Genomic DNA, 17,579 nt, shown 5'->3' with positions numbered 1-17,579 from the left:
GGTAGCCTCATTACGCACCAATCCGGACAGCGGCTGAATCAGGCGACTGATTCAGTCGCCTCATTCTGACTACTACGTGTCAGCAACTGGTCTCTTGAGCCAGAGTGGACAACTAGCGAGAGTTGCTGCAAACGACCTCGGCTATCCGGCTTCCCTCACGAGCAGCGGCGGCTTCGATTCGGTCGAAAACGCCTCCCTCTTGGCCGTGATCGATACGTGGGGATTGGTTCACCGATATCGCTTCGAAGCGACCGGAACCATCGATGGAGAGCAAGTTCACCGGACGGAGACGTTCGAGGTTATGAACGCCGGAGCGACGATAATCTCGCATCCACCGTGGTACTCGGCGGCGATGGAGAACACCTCGAAGCAGTAACTCATCGCTGACTGGCCTGTGTTAGCTCCGCCAACCGAGCAGAACGCGCCTCTCGAACGGCGCGTCCGCCGAGCGCAGCCAGTATCACGCCGACTATCACGTCTCCCCACAGTGGGAGCGGTCCGGCGGTTGCGACGACGAACGGACGCGTCGTCTGCCAGAGGCCGAGCAGTCCGAGCAGACCCCCTGCAGCGATGCCCACCGGCCGATTTCGTAACGAAGCGACCACGCAGTAGAATGCGAGTATCAACACCGAGACGCCGACGAAGACATCGTTCCAGAAGTTCACGGCGAACATGGCCTCGTAGACGGTAAACGGTGCGACCAACAACCAGACTCCGAGTGGTACGCTCGCCACGAGTGCCCTGTTCGTCCCCATTCCTGTCCGCGACGGACGACGTTCTTGACGATAAGTCGAACGGCTAATCAATCAATTCAACTTTCATTAGAGCAAGTGTGAATGATTTAACTGTGAGTACCGTGTAGCGACTCTCAATGCGAGAAACTGCGACACTATCGGATTCACACACCGTCATGAGCGAAATCCTGATGCCGAACGACGCGAACAACCTCGGTCGGGCACTCGGTGGGTCGATACTCCACTGGATGGATATCTGCGCTGCCATCGCTGCACGTCGTTTCGCCCGACAACAGGTCGTCACTGCGTCGATGGATCACGTTGATTTCCTCGGCTCGGTCGACCTCGGCGACATCGTAATCGTCGAGGGATACGTCTTCGAAACCGGGGAGACGAGCATGGACGTCCTGGTCAACGTTCGTGCGGAACGTCCGAGCGAGCGCGAGATACAGGACACCGCGACGTCGTTTTTCACGATGGTCGCGCTGGACGAAGACGAACGCCCGGCGGAGGTTCCGGACGTCGTCTGTCCGACTGACGAACAGACGATGCTCCGGAACGACGCGCTTCGTCGCCGACACGAGCGACGAGAGGTGCTCGGAGCCGCTCGCTAAGACCAGTCGAGCGACCCGGCGTCCCGGTATTCAGCGACGTTGGTTTCGAAGAAGTTCTTCTCTCTGTTCAGGTCCGTCGCTTCCGACATCCACGGAAATGGGTTCTCCGTTCCGTACTGTTCGTCGATTCCGAGTTGGTTCAGTCTGCGGTCGGCGATGAACTCGACGTACTCGGCGAACTGGTCGGCGCTCATCCCAACGATTCCCTCGGGACAGGCGTTTCGGGCGTATAGTTTCTCCAGTTCGACGGCGCGCTTCACGAGGTGGTCGATTTCTACCTCGAACTCGTCCGTCCAGACGTCGGGATTTTCGCGGCGAATCTCCCCGATGAGGTCGACGCCGAACGCGAGATGAAGCGACTCGTCGCGCATGATGTATTCGAACTGCTCGCCGACGCCGACCATCTTTCCCTGGCGTTTCAGGCCGAGCATCATGGTGAACCCCGCGTAGAAGAAGATTCCCTCCATGATGACGTAGAATCCGACGAGGTCGCGGACGAGTGCCCGAACGTCCTCGGTCGTGTCGATGGTGAAATCGTCGCGGTCGATGGCCTGCGTCAGGTCGACGACGAACTCGTCTTTCTCGGTGATGGACGGAATCCGGTCGTACATCCCGTACAGATACTCGGGGTCGAATCCGAGTGAGTCACAACAGTAGATGAACGTGTCCGTGTGAATCGCCTCCTCGTACGCCTGCCGGAGGAGGTACTGACGACACTCCGGCGCGGTCACGTACTCGTAGAGGGCGAGCACGATGTTGTTCGCAGTCAACGATTCGGCGGTCGAGAAGAATCCGAGATTCCACTCGACCAACTGTCGCTCCTCGTCGGTCAACTCGTCGCCGTTCCACTGCCGGACGTCGTCGCCCATCGGAACCTCTTCTGGCGTCCAGTTGTTGGCGACGCCTGCACGGTAGTACTCTCGCGCCCATTCGTAGTCGATGGGGAGTATTTTGTTCGGGTCGTGCTGGTTTTCGATGTCGAGTATCGGCATACACTCTCACCTCACTGGCAGGCGTCGCAGGTCGGATCTTCGACGTTCGGAACGTCGTCGATTTCGTCGTTCGTCTGTATCTTTTCGTCCGACTGGGGCTGGTCGCTTCGGGTCTGTGTCTTCCCGTACTCGGCCATGTCGACGGTGGACTTCTCTATCTGGCTCGCCCCGAGCGTACGCAGGTAGTACGTCGTTTTCAGGCCGTGTACCCACGCGAACTGGTAGACGTCGTCGAGCAGTTGCCCGTCGGTCGAGGGGAAGAAGACGTTGTGCGACTGGCTCTGGTCTATCCAGCAGGCCCGTCGTGCGGTCAGTCGAATCTGGTGACGCGGGTCGATTTCGAACGCGCCACGGTGTAGTTCCCGGAGTTCGGCAGGAATCGGTTCTATCTCCTGTATCGACCCGTCGTGGTATTTGATGCGGTCGAGCATCTCCGCGTCCCACAGGTCGTGTGCCTCGAGGTCGGCGACGAGACGGTCGTTCACGACGGTGAAATCTCCCGTGACGTTCGATTTCACGTACAGGTTCGAGTACATCGGCTCGATGGAAGGCGTCGTCCCGGCGATGGTCGAGATGGTCGCCGTCGGCGCGACGGCCATCGTGTTGGAGTTTCGCATTCCGTGGTCGTCGACGTGTTCGCGGACGCGCTCCCAGTCGAGTCGCTCTTCGAACTCGACCGGAATCTCGTGACCTCGTTCTTCGGCGAGCAGTGCGACGGTGTCCTGTGGCAGCAGACCGCGACTCCACTTCGACCCCTCGTAGCTCTCGTAGGTCCCTCTCTCGCGCGCCAGTCGGGAGGAGTTCAGGATGGTGTGGTACGAGACGAACTCCTGCGTTTCCCCCGCGAACTCGACAGCGCGCTCCGACTGCATCGGAATCCCTTGTTGCAACAGCGCGTCGTGAAAGCCCATCACGCCCAGACCGACCGGTCGGTGACGCATGTTCGAACGCTCGGAGTTCTCGGTCGGATAGAAGTTCAAATCGACGACGTTGTCGAGCATCCGCATCGCCGTTTTGACGGTGTTTGCCAACTGCTCGCGCTCGAGACCGCAATCGTCCACGTGGCGGGCGAGATTCACCGACCCGAGGTTACAGACTGCGGTTTCGTCGGTACTCGTGTTGAGCGTTATCTCGGTGCAGAGATTCGAAGACCGGATGACGCCATCGTGGTCTTGCGGCGACCGGACGTTACAGGCGTCTTTGAACGTTATCCACGGATGTCCGGTTTCGAACAATCTCGTCAGCATCGTCCGCCAGAGCTCCCTCGCGTCCACTTGCTCGTACTGTCGAAGCTCTCCTCGTTCGGCCTCGCGTTCGTGGGCTTCGTATCGTTCTTGGAACTCGGCTCCGTAGGTGCCGTGGAGGTCGGGAACCTCGTCCGGCGAGAAGAGCGTCCACGTCCCTTCCTCCCGAACGCGCTTTATCAACAGGTCGGGAACCCACGCCGCCGTGTTCATGTCGTGCGTTCGTCGGCGCTCGTCGCCCGTGTTGCGTCGAAGGTCGAGAAACGCCGGAAAATCGAGGTGCCACGGTTCGAGATACGCGCAGGCCGCCCCTCTCCGTTTTCCGGAACGGTTGATGGCGGCGGTCACGTCGTTGCTAATCTTCAAGAACGGAACGATGCCACTCGATTCGACGCCGGTCGACTCGATGAGCGAACCGGACGCCCGGAGGTTCGTCCAGTCGGTTCCGATTCCACCGGACCACTTCGAGAGGCGGGCGTGGTCGCCGTAGCGGTCGAAGATGTGGTCTAAATCGTCGGCTATCGTGGTGACGTAACACGACGATAGCTGTGGATGGGTCGTCCCCGCGTGGAACAGGGTCGGTGTCGAGGGAACGAATCGTAGCGTCGACATGACCTCGTAGAACTCCTTCGCCCGCTCCTGTCGGTCGCTCACCGACTCGCGGAGTGCGAGCCCCATCGCCACTCGCATCCAGAACGCCTGTGGCAGTTCCAGGGGAGCGTCGTCGTCCCCGAGAAAGTACCGCTGTGAGAGCGTCTCCATCGCCATGTAGGAAAACAGGTCGTCTCGTTCGGGTTGGAGTGCGTCGGCGAGTCGGTCGAGGTCGTATGTCAGCAGTCGCTCGTCTAATAGTTCGCACTCGACCCCCTCGAGGACGTGGTCGACGAACGTCTCTCGATAGCCGCTTTCGTCGTCGCACGAATCGGTGACCCTCCGCCGATAGCCCTCTCGAAATACGTTCGCGGCGAGGTCGTCGAACGCAGGGTCGCGCTCGATTCGTGCGGCCGCAGCTTTCGCCACGGCGTCGTACGCTTTCTCGCGCGTCGCCCCGTCGTAGAGGTCTCGCTCCACTTCGTGGACGAGTTCGTCCACGTCGTCTTCGCCAACGGATTCGACGTCCGCTCGTGCTCGTTCCACTATCGAACGAATCTCCTCGTTCGCCGTCTCGTTGAGACTCATTGGTTACACCCTGCCCTGTCCGGCGACGGAGGTATAAAGCTTTCCAACTAGACTTTCATTTTCTAAAGTCTAGTTGTTTTCGGGGTTCGTTCGCCGTCCCGTCAGTTCATCAGTTCGTCTCGTGGATTTTCTCACCGCGATTCAGCCGGTCGGCGATGGTGTAGGTCTGTTCTGCCTCCCGGCGCGTCGGGAAGTGGGCGGCCATGTAACGGGCGAGTGCGACGAGCGTCACTTCTCGCTCTCGGTCGTCCGTGCGCAGGTCGAACTGGGCGAAGGAAGCTTCCAGATTCTGGAGCGTGTGGAAGTCGGCGTCCTCACGCAGGAGGGCCTGTCCGAGCGTCCGTTTCAGGTCGGCGGGGTCGCCACCTGCCGCGAAGTGTTCGGCGACGAGTGCGGCGGCGGCGTTCACGTTCCCCTCTTCGTCGAAGGATTCGAGGAGTTCGTCACGGAGGTCAGCGGGGTCGGCGTCCGACGACTCGACGGTCGGCAGGGGCGTCGGCGGCGTGTTCAGGAAACGGTCGAGGTAGACGCTCATCGCGCCGGTCAGGACGCCTCGGTACAGCGCGGTCGAACTCGCGCGTCTCGCGGCCTGCTGGACGGCGTTGTTGTAGGTGAAGGTGTGATGGACGGTGTTCCAGTCGTTGAACTCGTTGGACGTACCGAACTGCGCGACCCGCATCACGGACGCGAAGGAGACGCTCGCTGCGAGTTGTTCGCAGGTCGCACCACCTCGAATGGCGTCCGTCAGCGCGTCGAGGACGACGTGGGGGTCGTCCGAGAGCAGGGTGTCGGTGAAGTCGTCCGGTTCCTCCCACGTCTCGTCCGCACCCGCTTCGACTAGTTCGGGCAGGTCGTCGAAGGTGTCGAACAGGAGTTCCGCGAGGTCGATGGGTTGTGTCCACGAGGAGAGTTCCTCGCTCCGGCGGGCCTCGGTGAGCCGCGGGATGACGCTCGGCAGGACGGTCGACGCGTGCTCCCAGCCGATGTGGTCTAGCATTTCGAGGCTCTTGTTGATGAAATCGAAGCTGTGGCCCGCATCGAGGTAGAGGTGGTCGGTCGCGGCGGTGTAGAGAATCTCGGCGACCTGTTCGGGTTCGAGCGTCGCGATGGCGGTCTGAAGACAGCGTTCCGCCCCGTCGTCGTCGCGCACCTCGATACAGTCGCGGAACCACTGCCGCAGGCGCTCTGCGAACACGTCTTCCGTTTCGAACGATGGCTGGTCGAAGTGCGGGGCTTCACCCTGACAGTCCGAGGCGACGTGGCGAAGCCCGGTGTAGAGCGCTCGCGGTCGGTCGTCTTCGCGGAGGTCGGGGAGCACGTTCGCCATACAGGCGTGAATCGTCAGCCCCGAACTCCACCCCTGGTCGCGGTAGCGCGTCCCGAACCGCGCACCGATGCCGAGCGGTTCTGCCGCCAGCACGTCCTCGTGCGACAGGCCGATGACCGACTTGGCGACCACGAGCCGGAGGTTCTCCTCGAGGCCGGTTTCGAGCCGACTCTTCCAGTGTTCTTCCGGCGATTCGTCGGGTTCCGGGTGGAGGTTCACGTACACGTCCCCGTCGCGTTCCTCGATGGGGTACGCCTGTATGTCGTCTGCCCACGGGTCGAACGTGTCGCCACACGAGAGTTCGAACCGGGCGTGGTGCCAGTGGCAGGTGAGGATTCCGTCGTCGACGCTCCCCTGACTGAGGGGGAATCCCATGTGGGGACAGCGGTTGTCGACCGCCCGAAACTCTCCTTCGTGGAAGAACAGCGCGAGCGACCACCCATCGCGGTTGACGAGCAATCGTCCTTCGTCTCTGAGTTCGTCGGCGTCGGCGACGCGAACGAACGATTGGTCTGATGCCATGAACGTTCGTATGTTACACGCCAACAAAACGCTTCCCTGAAACCGATTATTGTATGATATATGTCAGTTTGTCGCTTCTTCTTGCAGTCGTTCGTAACGGTCGGCAAACCGCGACGAACAAGACGAACAACAGAAATGATACAGCTCTCCGTCGATGCGCGTAGACTCCCCTTCCTCCGTAACGGTGTTGCCACACTCGACGCAGTCGGGCGCGAAATCGATGATTCCGGGTTGGGGATTCCACTCGTCGTCGACGAGCAACTGGACGTCGTATTCGAGGACGGCGTCCTCACCGATGGCGTCCGAGAGGAGGACTTCGACCGCCTGTTCCCCGAGGTTCGTCTTGCAGACGAGATGTGCATCCGCCGTGACGAAGACGTGTTCGACGCCTTCGAACGTCGTAAGCGATTCCCTGACTTCGTCTACGTGTCCTGGCCTGGCGTTGATGGTGACGAGAAGGGACAGCCCGTCGGTGAGGAGTTCGTGATCTAAATCGACCGTAAAACGGCGGATGACACCCAGTTCCTGTAGTCGTTCGACACGGTCTGACACCGTCGGTGGCGAGAGGCCGACGGTCTCGGCGATTTCGTTGTAGGGGCGGCGAGCATCCTCTACGAGTAACCGGATTATTTCCCGGTCGGTGTCGTCGAGTTGTCGCATTAATCTCCCGTTGGCGAGGAGAGCCAAAACAGTTTTCGATATCACACCCCTCTGCTCCCTGAAACCTGTGTATGGTGGGTCGCACCGAAAAATCAGTTTCATTATTAAATGAATAATCTGTTTCCGGACGGAGTTCCAAACTACGGTCGGTCGTGACGTCGACGACGGACGATCTGCGCTCGCTCGACCCTCTCTGTCGACGACCGACCGTTCGAAACCAACAAGGGTCCTGGCCCAAAATAACCCGTTATGGCAACCACGATTAGAGTCGACGGGATGAGTTGCGGCGGTTGTGAACAGAACGTCGTCGACGCACTGGAGGACCTCTCTGGCGTCTCCGAGGCGAGCGCCGACCACGAGAACGGAACCGCGACTGTCGAAGGCGACATGAGTACCGACGACCTCGTCGCCGCCGTCGAAGACGCCGGCTATTCGGCGTCCGCCTGAGTACCACTGTTCTTAGGTCTTCAGCGTCGTCGGCGAAAATGAGACGCTCACACTTCGACCGTCCGTCGCGGATTCGTACGCCGATTCTCTCTGCGTCGAGAGTCGAACGACGGACGTTGTCTCGAACCCGCAGCCTTCGAAACGCTTAGACCGCCGCCGACCAATCTCGTCCTATGAGCGATTTGTTGGTTCGTGCGGCCCGCGGCGAACGCACCGAACGGCCTCCCGTCTGGTTGATGCGCCAGGCCGGACGCTACATTCCGGAGTACCGCGAAATTCGAGAACAGTACACGTTCAAGGAGGCCATCAAGACGCCGGAGGTGGCCGAGCGAATCACGCTACTCCCGTGGGACCTGTTCGAACCCGACGGACTGGTCATGTTCTCGGACATCCTCACCGTCCTCGAACCGCTCGGCTTCGACTACCGCATCGAGAGCGGTGTCGGGCCGGTGGTCTCGAACCCCGTCGGCGGTCCCGCAGACGTGCCGACGGAGGCGGGCGACGTGGCGACCGACATCGACTACGTGGGGAAACTGCTCACCCGACTCCGGGAGAGTATCGGCGACCGAACCAGTATCATCGGCTTCGCTGGCGGTCCGTACACGCTCGCTTCCTACGTCGTCGGCGACGAACCCACCTCTCGAAAACCGATTCGACGCTTCCGGGCGAACCACTCGGACGCGTTCCGGGACCTGCTCGAAGCGTTCACCGAGGTCGTCTGCGAGTACGTCGAGTATCAGGTGGCACACGGCGCGGACGTGGTGCAGATCTTCGACACATGGGCGGGCGTCCTGACGCCGGACGACTACCGGGAGTTCGTGTTGCCACTCCATCAGCGAATCTTCGACGCCATCGACGTGCCGTCTATCGTCTTCGCGCGCCATCCCGGCGGGAAACTCGGCCTGTTGTCCGAATCGGGTGCCGACGTGGTCGGACTCGACTGGACGGTGGACATGGCCGATGCACGCGAAGCGTTGGGTGAGACGCCCGTCCAGGGGAACCTCGACCCCTCGTACCTGCTCGGCGACCCGGAATTCGTCCGCCGGAAGACCCACGAGCTCATCGAGAAGGCCGGCGATTCGGGACACATCCTGAATCTCGGCCACGGTATCGACCGAACGACGCCCGTCGAGAACGCGAAGGCGTTCGTGGAGGCCGCGAAGGAAGTCGACCGGTAGGTCGTCGTTTCACCCGGGTCGGCCTGGTTTCGTCCCGGGTCGAAAATTTACGTCCGGTCGGCGAGCGACTCGGCCAACCGTCTGGCTTCTCGAACCCGACTCGGGACGCCCATTCTGGCGGTGTAGTTCGTAGCGAGGTGGATTCCGTCGGGCGATTCGAACGCTTCCAGCGCGTCCCACGAGGTGTCGTAGGCCGGGAATCCCCGGTCGAGTCGGGCGACGCTCAGCACGTCCGCCTCGGTTCCCATCACCTCCTCGAACTCCGTCGCTGCGATACTACCGAGGGTTTCGTCGCTCTCCGCTACCAACTCGGGATTTTTCATCCCGCCGAGGAAGACGGTGTACACGCCGCCACTTCGCTTCGCTCGTGGTGTGCTCTCGCTCGCATCGCTCGCGGGAACGCCGTCCCGGTCGAACATGCTCGCGTTCCACGAGACGCCGAGCGTGTCGAGTCCTTCGTCGTGGCGCACCTGGTAGCCGAATCCCTCTCGGTCGCAGTCGGCGCGGAGATGGACCAGCGCGAGCGGGTTGTAGTTCAGGCGCGCGAGGGAACTCGCGGAGTCGGTGAGGTTCGCCAGCAGGCGTGCGCTCACGTCGGCGGGCGTGGTGACGACGACCTCGTCCACCGCGAACTCTTCGGCATCGGTTTCGAGGAGGTAGCCCGTTTCCGTGTCTCGAACGTCGGTGACGGGCGTTTCGAGGTGAACGTTCTCCGCGTGAGTGTCGTACAGGGCTTCGGGAAGTCGCTGTGCCCCGTCTTCGAAGGAGATGGCGGGTGCAGAAGTTCCACCTGCCATCGCTCGTTTCAGGGCTGGTTCGAGCAGTGAGCCGTACTGCCGTTCGAGTTTCACCATCCCCGAGAGAGCGTGTTCGACGGGCATCCGCTCCGGTTCCGAACCGTAGATGCCACCGAACAGGGGGCCGATGAGGTTCCGATAGGCCTCCTCCCCGAACTTCCGGGTGAACAGTTCGGCGGCGGTCTCCTCCGGGTCCGCGGGGGCCGTCTGTGGCTCTTTCAGCACGTCGAGTTTCCCGCGCCACGAGAGCAGGTCGGTCCGGCCGAACTCCTCGATGGAGAAGGGTGTCCGCCGGAGCTTTCCCTCGGCGTAGACGAACAGCTTCGTCTCCCCGGCTTCGAGGACTTCGTCTTCCATCCCCAGGTCGGCGATGAGTTCGTCGACCGGTTCCGTCCGCCGGAGGCGCTGAGGTCCCCATTCGAGGAGGTAGCCATCGACTCGACCACTTTGGATGACGCCGCCCGGTTCCGAATCGGCTTCGAGGACGACGTACTCGCTTTCCCTCCGGTCTAGGTGGTGGGCGAGCGCGATGCCGGTGATTCCAGCACCGACGATCCCGACCGTCATCCGTCGAACGGAGCGTTCAGGCACATCGTGCCCGGCGTGTTTTTACACTGACACTGGCGGAACTGGTAGTACGACGGGTTGAAATCGGCGACGAACGGCTCGACGAGGTCGGCGAGCACGCCCGCGAATCGCTCGTCGTCGTATGGAACGGGGACGCGGTAGAAGTCGAGACCGACCGCTTCCGCGTCTTCACGGAGTTCGTCGTCTAACTCCGACAGCGTCTCGCTCTGTTCGTGCATGAAGCTTATCGGTTCGACGACGACGCGCTCTGCGTCGACTGCTTCGACGACCTCCTCGACTTCGGGCTCCGTCCACGGTATCTCTCGGTTGCCGTGGTTCTGGAAGCCGAGCGAGTAGGATTCGACGCCGAGTTCACTCGCCATCACTTCGCAGAACTCCTCGACGTACACGTCGTAGCGACTCCCTTCGTCGAGGTAGTGGGCCGGCGTTCCGTGTGCCGAAAAGAGCAGTTCGGTGTCGTCGTCCGCGAGGTCGATACCTTCGTCGTCAGCGAAACGTGCGACGTTCTCGGCGCGGATTCGGTTGTACGTCGGATGTCGGTGCCAGCCCGTAATCTCGTGAACGGGCACGTCCCAGTCGCGGTCGGCGACTGCGTTCGTGAGTTCTTCGAGCGAGGCGACGGTCGTGGACGCACCACAGAGCGGATAGACGGGCAGTCCGACGACCCGGTCGACGCCGTCTTCGTGGGCGCGCTCGACCGCGTCCCCGATGAACGGTTCCGTGAACTGCATCCCGACGTAGGTCTTCACGTCGAACCCGCGAGCGTCGAGTTCGGCTTCCAGCGCCTCCGCCTGCGCGTGGGCCTGCGGGTCGAGCGGCGACCCGCCGATCTCCTCGTACTCTTCGATGAGACCGGGGGCGCGTCGTTCGGCCAGTTGCCGGGAGCGCTTTCGCGCCTCCTCTTCGGTGGTGTCACCTTCGAGGTCGGCGTTGTTCATGAAGATGCGCTCTAGATAGCCGAGAACGTTTTCTCGCGTCGGTTCGGACGGTTCTCCGAAGTTGAGCACGACGACGCCAGTTGTCATGGTCGGCACTCGGGGCGGATGCGCCGAATAGTTGTCGTTCGACGGCTGGCTTCGCGCTCGGTGTCATCGTTCTAGCCGTCCGCGCTCACGGTCCAGTGAACACGGGTAGGGAGAAGTATAAATAATGTAACACGACGTAACGTCCGAAATCAGCTAGTAACCCTGCTTACCTTTCGGATGATTGTTTCGTTCGGTCCGGTTTCGTTCGTTTCCGTGTTTCGAATCGCTTTCAAGAGACGGTACGGTGTCGTTGCCGACCGCTTCCCTCGGCGGAAACGACCGACGAACGGTCGATAGCGTCCCCGACATTCTCGTCGTTCCCGTCGGAAACGGTCGCTTTCGACGTTCTCCTATCGTCTTACCGTTTGCTGACTGAACGGAAACGTCGTTTACGCGGCGCCGACTGGTCATGCATCAATTCTATCGCTTCATACACAAAAATCGAAAGAAATTTCGAAACAGTCAGTTTTCCTAACCTCTTTCTCGCCACATATCAACGATTAGTTACATATGCTCGACGACCGTGTACTCCTTTCGGATGTCAGAGAAATCCAACGTCACACGACGGAACTTTTTGAAGGCGACGGGGGGTGCGGCGGCGTCCGTCGCGCTCGCCGGCGCCGCAGGTAGTAGCGCGGCTCAGCAGTCGAACCAACAACAGAGTGATAAGACGCTTCGACTCATCAACGGGACGATGACGACAATCGACCCCGTGAAGGCGACGGATACCAACTCGGGGACGGTCATCCAGCAGGTGTTCGACGCGCTGATGAACTATCCGGACGGGAAGATAGCGGTCCAGAGCTTACTGGCCGAAAGCCAGGAGGTTTCGGACGACTTTACGACCTACACCTTCAAACTGAAACAGGGTGCGACCTTCCACAACGGAAAGGAGGTAACGGCACAGGACTTCGTTTACTCCTGGCAGCGACTAGCCGCCTCGGAGAACTCCCGGCGGTCGTACTTCATCCTCGATTCCATCGGGGTCAAACACCAGACGAGCGAGGAAGGTGAACTCAACCTCGATTCGCTCGCAGTCCGAGCACCGGACAAGTACACGCTGGAGATGGAGCTCAAAGAGCCGTTCCACTCGACGCTGGAGATGATGGCGTACACCGCGTTCGCGGCGGTACCTGAAGGCATCGTCGGCGACATACCGGGGTACGACGGTAAGATGCCGTATCAGCAGTTCTCCACCAGCAATCCCATCGGAGCGGGACCGTTCGAGTTCGTTCGCTGGCAGAGCAACAACGAAGCAGTCGTCTCACGGTACGACGACTATCACGGTGAGACGGCCAAAGTCGCACGAGTTCACTGGAGCATCATCGAGGACGACCAGGCCGCGTACACCTACACGATGAACGAGAACGCCGACGTCGTGTTAAACGAGCAGATTCCGACGGCACAGTACGCCCCGGAAAAGGTGAACGTCCAGAACACGGACGACCTCGGTCGGAAGTCGGGCACGTACGGCCCGGTACAGAACGGGAAGACGATGAACTACCTCTCCGTGCCGACCATCAACGCCTTCTATCTCGGGTTCAACACGAACGCGGTGGAGAAACCGGCCCGGCAGGCCGCTGCCTACGCGCTGAACCAACAGGTCGCGGTCGAACAGGTGTTCAAAGGCCGTGGACAGGCCGCCTACCACTTCACGCCGCCGAGAATCTACCCAGGTGGTGTGGAGGCCTACGACCAGCACGCACAGAACAACTACCCCTACGGGTACAACGAGACGCAACTCCAGCAGGCGCGACAGGTGATGGAGGAGGCGGGATACGGGAGTAACAACCGCTACCAGTTCACGCTCACCACGTACGAGTCGACCACGTGGCAGGCCATCGCCAAAATCCTGCGCGACCAGCTACAGTCGGCGCACATCGACCTCCAACTCCAGCAAGCGCCGTTCTCGACCCTGCTCAGTCGTGGGCGGGACGGGAACCTGCAGGCGTACACGCTGGGGTGGATCATGGACTGGCCGGCACCCGACAACTTCCTGCAACTGTTGAACCCACCGCTGACGGACACGTCACGGTCCGACCCGATATCGTACACGAACTGGTCCGACACGGAAGCAGCGAACCAGGCGACGCAAGCGTGGCAGCGAATCCAGAACAATCCTGCGCCGACCGACCAGGCGCAGAGTGCCCGCAACGAGGCGTACGTCACCATGGAAGAGGCCAACTGGGAAGACGTGACCTTCCTCCCGGTGTACCACCGGGTCGACGAAGAGTTCTCCTACCAGTGGGCCAACGTTCCGAAGTTCGGTGCCGCCGGTCTGAGCAGACAGATGTACAACACGACGACGATCGGCTCTCGGAACTAGAGCCAGTCGGCGGCCCACGTTTCGATTTCTTCGAAGATGGGACAGAGCGAGCGGCCTTTGTCGCTGAGACTGTAGAACGTCGCGATGGGGGCGTCTTCCTCGGTGCGGCGGCTGACGAACTCCATCTCCTGGAGGTCGTCGAGCACCCGAGAGAGCGTCCGAGAACTCGCCCCCGTGGAGCGTTTGAGCTCGTTGAACCGTTTTTCACCCTCCTGTAAGTCGTAGAGGACGACCAGTCGCCACTGCGACCCTATCTGTTCGAACGACTCGACCACGGAACAGGGACCGTCCGCGATAGATTCCGATGACATCAGTGTAATCTGGTTACGCCTATGTCCGCGAACACGTAAATCGGTTCGGGCTCGAATCAGGTAACGCTGTGATACTACGACCGGAGGCGTTCGACTCGCTGAATAGATACGTGTCCGGACGCGTTTCGAGGCCGGTCAGACCGTCGCGGTACACGACTTCGAGAACGCCGGACCGCCCGGTAGATCGACGGACCTTCTCGCCTCCGGAGACGCATCGTCCGACACGGTCGGAATCGGCGATATCGGTATCCGAATCTACTCTCTCCCCCGAACCATGACCGACACACCACCCACCACTGGACTGCACCACGTGACGAACATCTGTACCGACATGGAGCGAACGCGAACGTTCTACGAGGACGTGCTCGGCTTTCACACCGTAAAGCGCACCGAGAACTACGACGACCCCGGAACGCTCCACTACTACTTCTCGCCGACACCGAAGGGAGAACCCGGCACCGTCATCAGCTACTTCGAGTATCCCGGTTCGCAGGGACGGCCCGGCGGCGGCGCGAGCCACCACTTCGCGCTGGGCGTCGAGGACGGCGCGACACTCCGCGAGTGGCGCGACCATCTACAGTCGAAGGGCGTTCGGGTCTCACCGGTCCGTGACCGGACGTATTTCGAGAGTATCTATCTCACCGACCCGGACGGACTCACCATCGAGTTCGCCACGTCGGGGCCGGGATTCGACGTGGACGAGGACGTCCCCGGAGGGGAGTTCGTGGAACCACCGAACTAACGACGGAAAGCCCAATTTATTTATCCTCCCTGTGTGCGTCGTCTGATATGGAACGAGCACTGGCGGTCGTCGAAGCGTCCGAGTCCGCGAAGAGTCTGGTTCGAGAGGCGGGTGAACTCGCGGCAGGGGTCGGCGCCGACCTCGTCTTGCTCCACGTCACCACCAACGACGAGTACGCGGACACCCGCGATTCGCTGGAACAAATCTCGTCTCTCGAAACCTCTTACACGGCTGGACAGGCCCTGGAGGGTGCCCGAAACTTCGCTGCAGACATCGGACGGGAGGTTCTCGAAGGCGTCGACGTAGAGTACGAAGCGGTCGGGCGCATCGGCGACGAACGCGACGAAATTCTCGACACTGCTCGCAAGTACGACTGTGACCACATCTTCCTCGCGGGTCGCAAACGCTCGCCCACCGGGAAAGCACTCTTCGGTGACCGTACGCAGTCGGTAATCCTCGATTTCGAGGGTGCAGTCACCGTCGTCACAACCTGACTGACCGAATCGAGGCCGTTCGTGCAGGTATCCGTTCTTTCCGAATCGAAACCCGTAAGTCGTTCTCCAGGTAATATCGAACGAATGTTCGGCCGACTACTTACCGGTGGGCCGGTTTCTGAACCGATAGCGCTGTCGTCCGACGACCTGTTCGACCTCTGTCGCGTCGAACGCCGGCGACACGCCATCTCCATCATGGCGAGCGTGGACGACCGCATCCCGATGCGGTCGCTCGTCGACGAGGTGACTGCTCGGGAATTCGGACCGAATGCGCCGACCGAAAAGCGAACGACCGTCTACACGACGTTCTACCAACGACACGTCTCCGTGCTGGCAGACGCCGGCGTGCTCTCGGCTCCGGACGGCCCGAGCGGCGTGCTCTATCCGGGCGAGAACGCAGCACCCGTCGCCGAACTGCTGTCGTACGTGGACGACATCTCGGACTGATTTCGTCTCACCGCGACCTACCACTCGTCGCCGAGTCTTCTGCGGGCGACCAGATACCCCGCGTGGGTTCGCCACCGCCTCCCGCTCGCTGCGTGTTCGACGCGATAGCGCGACCCGCAGGACCCACAGCGCCGTCGAGCGGGTCGTTTCACGGCCTCCGACGCGCGAAACCGTCGCGCCTCCCAGTCACAGGACGAACAGACGAGGCGAAGGCGCGCGTCCGCGAACGACCGACAGTGCCGGGGCGCGTCGAGTTCTCGCGCTTTCGCCTCGAATCGCGACCCGTGGCCCGACTCGCCGAACTGCTGAAACTCCCAGGCGTGAACAAGTTCATGTCGAATCGTTCCGGTGAACTCCTCCCACCCGAACGCATGGTAGGCGTCCCACGTCAGTCGAATCGTCACGTTCTCGGTCCGCCGGTCGAAGAGACAGGCTCCCGCGCGTCGCACCGCCCGGTCCGAACACTCCCAGTCGAGAGTGGCGAAATTGACGTCGATGGGAACCGTCCTCGCGTAACGTTCCGCGGCGGCGAGCAACTGGTCTCGCGTCTCCGGTTCCATTCGACGAGGGCTTCGAACCCCCGGGATATAACTTTCATCTTCGCACGCGAAGTGGCAAGCATGGAGCCGACGAAGACGGAGCCGACCGAATCCAGCAGTGACCGTCTGGTGCAGACGTTCTGGGAGCGACACTCGAACCCGAAGAGTGGCTGGACGCGGGTGCTCTCCTATCCGGTACTGATGGTCGCGCTGTACCGTCACGACTGGAAGATGCTCGGGTCGACGATTCTTTTCGTCCTCGTCAACCCCGTCCTCTTCTCGAAACCCGACCCGGAACGTGTCGGGGATAGTTGGATGTACAGGGGCGTCCTCGGCGAGCAACTGTGGATAGAACACGGCGACAGGGGAGGTTATCCGAACGTCCTGAACGCGCTCAACGTCCCGGTCTTCTTCTATGGGCTCTACGCGGCCTATCGCCAGCGGCCTCGCGAGACTGCCCTCTGTACGATTCTCTCCGCCGGTCTCAAGTTTTGGTTCGTCGGCGAGATGGTTCGCTACTACGACCGGCACCACGAGGAGTTGGCGTCGGCGGTCTAATCGAGCCTCGCCATCTCGTCGTCGGAGAGGTCGATGGTGGACGCCGCGACGTTCTTGTGGAGGTGGTCGACGCTCGACGTGCCCGGAATCGGGAGGGTGACGGGCGAGTGATGGAGGAGCCACGCCAGCGCAATCTGGCGCTGTGACGCGTCGTGTGTCTCTGCGATGGCAGAGAGTGCGTCGGCTTTCTCCCCGAGCTCGCCCGCGCCGAGAGGGTACCACGGGATGAACCCGATTCCAGCGTCCTCGCAGGCTTCGAGTACGTCTTCGTGCTCTCGATTGGCGACGTTGTACTGGTTCTGGACGGTCGCGATTTCGACGACGTCGCGGGCAGCGTCGAGCTGGTCCGTATCGACGTTACTCAGCCCGACGTGCTCGATTTTCCCTTCGTCTTTCAGCTCCGCCAGCGCGTGCACCGAGTCTTCGAAGTCGACGTCCGGGTCGGGTCGATGGAGTTGATAGAGGTCGATGCTGTCGGTGTGGAGGCGGTCGAGACTCCCCAGTATCGCGTTTCGGAGGTAGTCGGGGTCACCGTTCGGAAGCCAGTCGCCGTCGTCGTTTCGCAGCAGACCGCCCTTCGTCGCCACGACGAGTCTGTCGGGGTAGGGGTGAAGCGCCTCCTCGATGAGTCGTTCGCTGACACAGGGCCCGTAGGAGTCCGCCGTGTCGATGAAGTCGACGTCGAGCGATATCGCTTCGTGCAGGACTCTTCGCGCTTCTTCCTCGTCGTTCGGTCGTCCGATGATGCCCTCGCCGGTCAGCCGCATCGCGCCGTAGCCGAGTCGGTGCACTGTCGTCTCGCCGCCGATGTCGAAGGTGTCACTCTCGTTCTCAATGACCATACGGGGAGATTGT

19 protein-coding genes are annotated in these 17,579 nt (G+C 61.3%); 9 read left to right on the top strand and 10 right to left on the bottom strand.

Annotated elements, in window-relative coordinates; all coding sequences use genetic code 11:
- Window positions 1–76: 76 nt before the first annotated feature.
- Window positions 77–376: a hypothetical protein gene (locus ACR3FF_RS09195; protein ID WP_458187705.1), complete on the top strand. Its 300-nt coding sequence runs from the start codon at window positions 77–79 to the stop codon at window positions 374–376.
- A gap of 1 nt (window position 377) precedes the next feature.
- Here ACR3FF_RS09195 and ACR3FF_RS09190 read toward each other — a convergent pair whose 3' ends face one another.
- Window positions 378–755, bottom strand: coding sequence for an SPW repeat domain-containing protein (locus tag ACR3FF_RS09190; RefSeq protein ID WP_458187703.1), 378 nt, complete (start codon window positions 753–755; stop codon window positions 378–380).
- Between the two features lie 116 nt (window positions 756–871).
- Here ACR3FF_RS09190 and ACR3FF_RS09185 point away from each other — a divergent pair, with 116 nt between their 5' ends.
- Entirely contained in the window at window positions 872–1,348 is a 477-nt protein-coding gene (locus ACR3FF_RS09185) for an acyl-CoA thioesterase (protein WP_458187702.1), read from the top strand.
- Here the strand turns inward: ACR3FF_RS09185 and ACR3FF_RS09180 are convergent.
- From ACR3FF_RS09180 to ACR3FF_RS09165, 4 genes are all read right to left on the bottom strand, one after another.
- Window positions 1,345–2,340, bottom strand: coding sequence for a ribonucleotide-diphosphate reductase subunit beta (locus ACR3FF_RS09180; protein WP_458187700.1), 996 nt, complete (start codon window positions 2,338–2,340; stop codon window positions 1,345–1,347). The two genes, ACR3FF_RS09185 and ACR3FF_RS09180, sit on opposite strands and share 4 nt — an antisense overlap.
- 11 nt (window positions 2,341–2,351) lie before the next feature.
- The gene (locus ACR3FF_RS09175) at window positions 2,352–4,763 is read right to left on the bottom strand and encodes a ribonucleoside-diphosphate reductase subunit alpha (protein ID WP_458187699.1); all 2,412 of its coding nucleotides are present in this window, start codon (window positions 4,761–4,763) and stop codon (window positions 2,352–2,354) included.
- Between the two features lie 109 nt (window positions 4,764–4,872).
- The gene (locus tag ACR3FF_RS09170) at window positions 4,873–6,612 is read right to left on the bottom strand and encodes a Rieske (2Fe-2S) protein (protein WP_458187698.1); all 1,740 of its coding nucleotides are present in this window, start codon (window positions 6,610–6,612) and stop codon (window positions 4,873–4,875) included.
- 63 nt (window positions 6,613–6,675) lie between these two features.
- Window positions 6,676–7,272, bottom strand: a complete 597-nt coding sequence (locus ACR3FF_RS09165; RefSeq protein WP_458187697.1) for an AsnC family transcriptional regulator — start codon at window positions 7,270–7,272, stop codon at window positions 6,676–6,678.
- Window positions 7,273–7,521: 249 nt separating this feature from the next.
- On the opposite strand from ACR3FF_RS09165, the gene ACR3FF_RS09160 reads away from it, so the two are divergent.
- Both ACR3FF_RS09160 and hemE read left to right on the top strand, forming a co-directional pair.
- Window positions 7,522–7,719 (top strand): heavy-metal-associated domain-containing protein, encoded by a 198-nt coding sequence (locus ACR3FF_RS09160; RefSeq protein WP_458187696.1) that lies wholly within the window; start codon window positions 7,522–7,524, stop codon window positions 7,717–7,719.
- 173 nt (window positions 7,720–7,892) lie between these two features.
- On the top strand, window positions 7,893–8,897 hold the full coding sequence (gene hemE, locus ACR3FF_RS09155; protein ID WP_458187695.1) for a uroporphyrinogen decarboxylase: 1,005 nt from the start codon (window positions 7,893–7,895) through the stop codon (window positions 8,895–8,897).
- A gap of 47 nt (window positions 8,898–8,944) precedes the next feature.
- Here the strand turns inward: hemE and hemG are convergent, their stop codons facing one another.
- Both hemG and hemH read right to left on the bottom strand, forming a co-directional pair.
- On the bottom strand, window positions 8,945–10,285 hold the full coding sequence (gene hemG, locus ACR3FF_RS09150; protein ID WP_458187694.1) for a protoporphyrinogen oxidase: 1,341 nt from the start codon (window positions 10,283–10,285) through the stop codon (window positions 8,945–8,947).
- Entirely contained in the window at window positions 10,258–11,307 is a 1,050-nt protein-coding gene (hemH, locus tag ACR3FF_RS09145) for a ferrochelatase (protein WP_458187693.1), read from the bottom strand. Before hemH ends, hemG begins: the two co-directional genes overlap by 28 nt.
- A 538-nt stretch (window positions 11,308–11,845) precedes the next feature.
- Between hemH and ACR3FF_RS09140 the strand changes: the two genes are divergently transcribed.
- Complete coding sequence (locus ACR3FF_RS09140; protein WP_458187691.1) at window positions 11,846–13,633, top strand: ABC transporter substrate-binding protein; 1,788 nt, start codon at window positions 11,846–11,848, stop codon at window positions 13,631–13,633.
- Here the strand turns inward: ACR3FF_RS09140 and ACR3FF_RS09135 are convergent.
- Window positions 13,630–13,944: a winged helix-turn-helix transcriptional regulator gene (locus ACR3FF_RS09135; protein ID WP_458187690.1), complete on the bottom strand. Its 315-nt coding sequence runs from the start codon at window positions 13,942–13,944 to the stop codon at window positions 13,630–13,632. The genes ACR3FF_RS09140 and ACR3FF_RS09135 overlap by 4 nt on opposite strands.
- Window positions 13,945–14,218: 274 nt before the next feature.
- Here ACR3FF_RS09135 and ACR3FF_RS09130 point away from each other — a divergent pair, with 274 nt between their 5' ends.
- The 3 genes from ACR3FF_RS09130 (at window position 14,219) to ACR3FF_RS09120 (ending at window position 15,627) form a co-directional block, all read left to right on the top strand.
- On the top strand, window positions 14,219–14,686 hold the full coding sequence (locus ACR3FF_RS09130) for a VOC family protein (protein WP_458187689.1): 468 nt from the start codon (window positions 14,219–14,221) through the stop codon (window positions 14,684–14,686).
- 47 nt (window positions 14,687–14,733) lie between these two features.
- The gene (locus ACR3FF_RS09125; RefSeq protein WP_458187688.1) at window positions 14,734–15,180 is read left to right on the top strand and encodes a universal stress protein; all 447 of its coding nucleotides are present in this window, start codon (window positions 14,734–14,736) and stop codon (window positions 15,178–15,180) included.
- A gap of 84 nt (window positions 15,181–15,264) precedes the next feature.
- On the top strand, window positions 15,265–15,627 hold the full coding sequence (locus ACR3FF_RS09120) for a DUF7344 domain-containing protein (protein WP_458187686.1): 363 nt from the start codon (window positions 15,265–15,267) through the stop codon (window positions 15,625–15,627).
- Window positions 15,628–15,644: 17 nt separating this feature from the next.
- Here the strand turns inward: ACR3FF_RS09120 and ACR3FF_RS09115 are convergent, their stop codons facing one another.
- Window positions 15,645–16,187: a SprT-like domain-containing protein gene (locus ACR3FF_RS09115; protein ID WP_458187685.1), complete on the bottom strand. Its 543-nt coding sequence runs from the start codon at window positions 16,185–16,187 to the stop codon at window positions 15,645–15,647.
- Between the two features lie 60 nt (window positions 16,188–16,247).
- On the opposite strand from ACR3FF_RS09115, the gene ACR3FF_RS09110 reads away from it, so the two are divergent.
- Window positions 16,248–16,724: a DUF6653 family protein gene (locus ACR3FF_RS09110; protein ID WP_458187684.1), complete on the top strand. Its 477-nt coding sequence runs from the start codon at window positions 16,248–16,250 to the stop codon at window positions 16,722–16,724.
- Here the strand turns inward: ACR3FF_RS09110 and ACR3FF_RS09105 are convergent.
- On the bottom strand, window positions 16,721–17,566 hold the full coding sequence (locus ACR3FF_RS09105) for an aldo/keto reductase (protein WP_458187683.1): 846 nt from the start codon (window positions 17,564–17,566) through the stop codon (window positions 16,721–16,723). The two genes, ACR3FF_RS09110 and ACR3FF_RS09105, sit on opposite strands and share 4 nt — an antisense overlap.
- Between the last annotated feature and the right edge of the window lie 13 nt (window positions 17,567–17,579).

Source organism: Haladaptatus ordinarius, assembly GCF_054177595.1.
This window is presented reverse-complemented; position numbering and strand designations above follow the sequence as displayed.

Bases quoted from the DNA above. Each gene is read 5' to 3' on its own strand.
- ACR3FF_RS09165 (WP_458187697.1), bottom strand. From the start codon at position 7,272: ATGCGACAACTCGACGACACCGACCGGGAAATAATCCGGTTACTCGTA.
- ACR3FF_RS09105 (WP_458187683.1), bottom strand. From the start codon at position 17,566: ATGGTCATTGAGAACGAGAGTGACACCTTCGACATCGGCGGCGAGACG.
- hemE (WP_458187695.1), top strand. From the start codon at position 7,893: ATGAGCGATTTGTTGGTTCGTGCGGCCCGCGGCGAACGCACCGAACGG.
- ACR3FF_RS09170 (WP_458187698.1), bottom strand. From the start codon at position 6,612: ATGGCATCAGACCAATCGTTCGTTCGCGTCGCCGACGCCGACGAACTC.
- ACR3FF_RS09190 (WP_458187703.1), bottom strand. From the start codon at position 755: ATGGGGACGAACAGGGCACTCGTGGCGAGCGTACCACTCGGAGTCTGG.
- hemH (WP_458187693.1), bottom strand. From the start codon at position 11,307: ATGACAACTGGCGTCGTCGTGCTCAACTTCGGAGAACCGTCCGAACCG.
- ACR3FF_RS09125 (WP_458187688.1), top strand. From the start codon at position 14,734: ATGGAACGAGCACTGGCGGTCGTCGAAGCGTCCGAGTCCGCGAAGAGT.
- ACR3FF_RS09175 (WP_458187699.1), bottom strand. From the start codon at position 4,763: ATGAGTCTCAACGAGACGGCGAACGAGGAGATTCGTTCGATAGTGGAA.
- ACR3FF_RS09110 (WP_458187684.1), top strand. From the start codon at position 16,248: ATGGAGCCGACGAAGACGGAGCCGACCGAATCCAGCAGTGACCGTCTG.
- ACR3FF_RS09185 (WP_458187702.1), top strand. From the start codon at position 872: ATGCGAGAAACTGCGACACTATCGGATTCACACACCGTCATGAGCGAA.
- ACR3FF_RS09180 (WP_458187700.1), bottom strand. From the start codon at position 2,340: ATGCCGATACTCGACATCGAAAACCAGCACGACCCGAACAAAATACTC.
- ACR3FF_RS09135 (WP_458187690.1), bottom strand. From the start codon at position 13,944: ATGTCATCGGAATCTATCGCGGACGGTCCCTGTTCCGTGGTCGAGTCG.
- ACR3FF_RS09115 (WP_458187685.1), bottom strand. From the start codon at position 16,187: ATGGAACCGGAGACGCGAGACCAGTTGCTCGCCGCCGCGGAACGTTAC.
- ACR3FF_RS09160 (WP_458187696.1), top strand. From the start codon at position 7,522: ATGGCAACCACGATTAGAGTCGACGGGATGAGTTGCGGCGGTTGTGAA.
- ACR3FF_RS09130 (WP_458187689.1), top strand. From the start codon at position 14,219: ATGACCGACACACCACCCACCACTGGACTGCACCACGTGACGAACATC.
- ACR3FF_RS09140 (WP_458187691.1), top strand. From the start codon at position 11,846: ATGTCAGAGAAATCCAACGTCACACGACGGAACTTTTTGAAGGCGACG.
- ACR3FF_RS09120 (WP_458187686.1), top strand. From the start codon at position 15,265: ATGTTCGGCCGACTACTTACCGGTGGGCCGGTTTCTGAACCGATAGCG.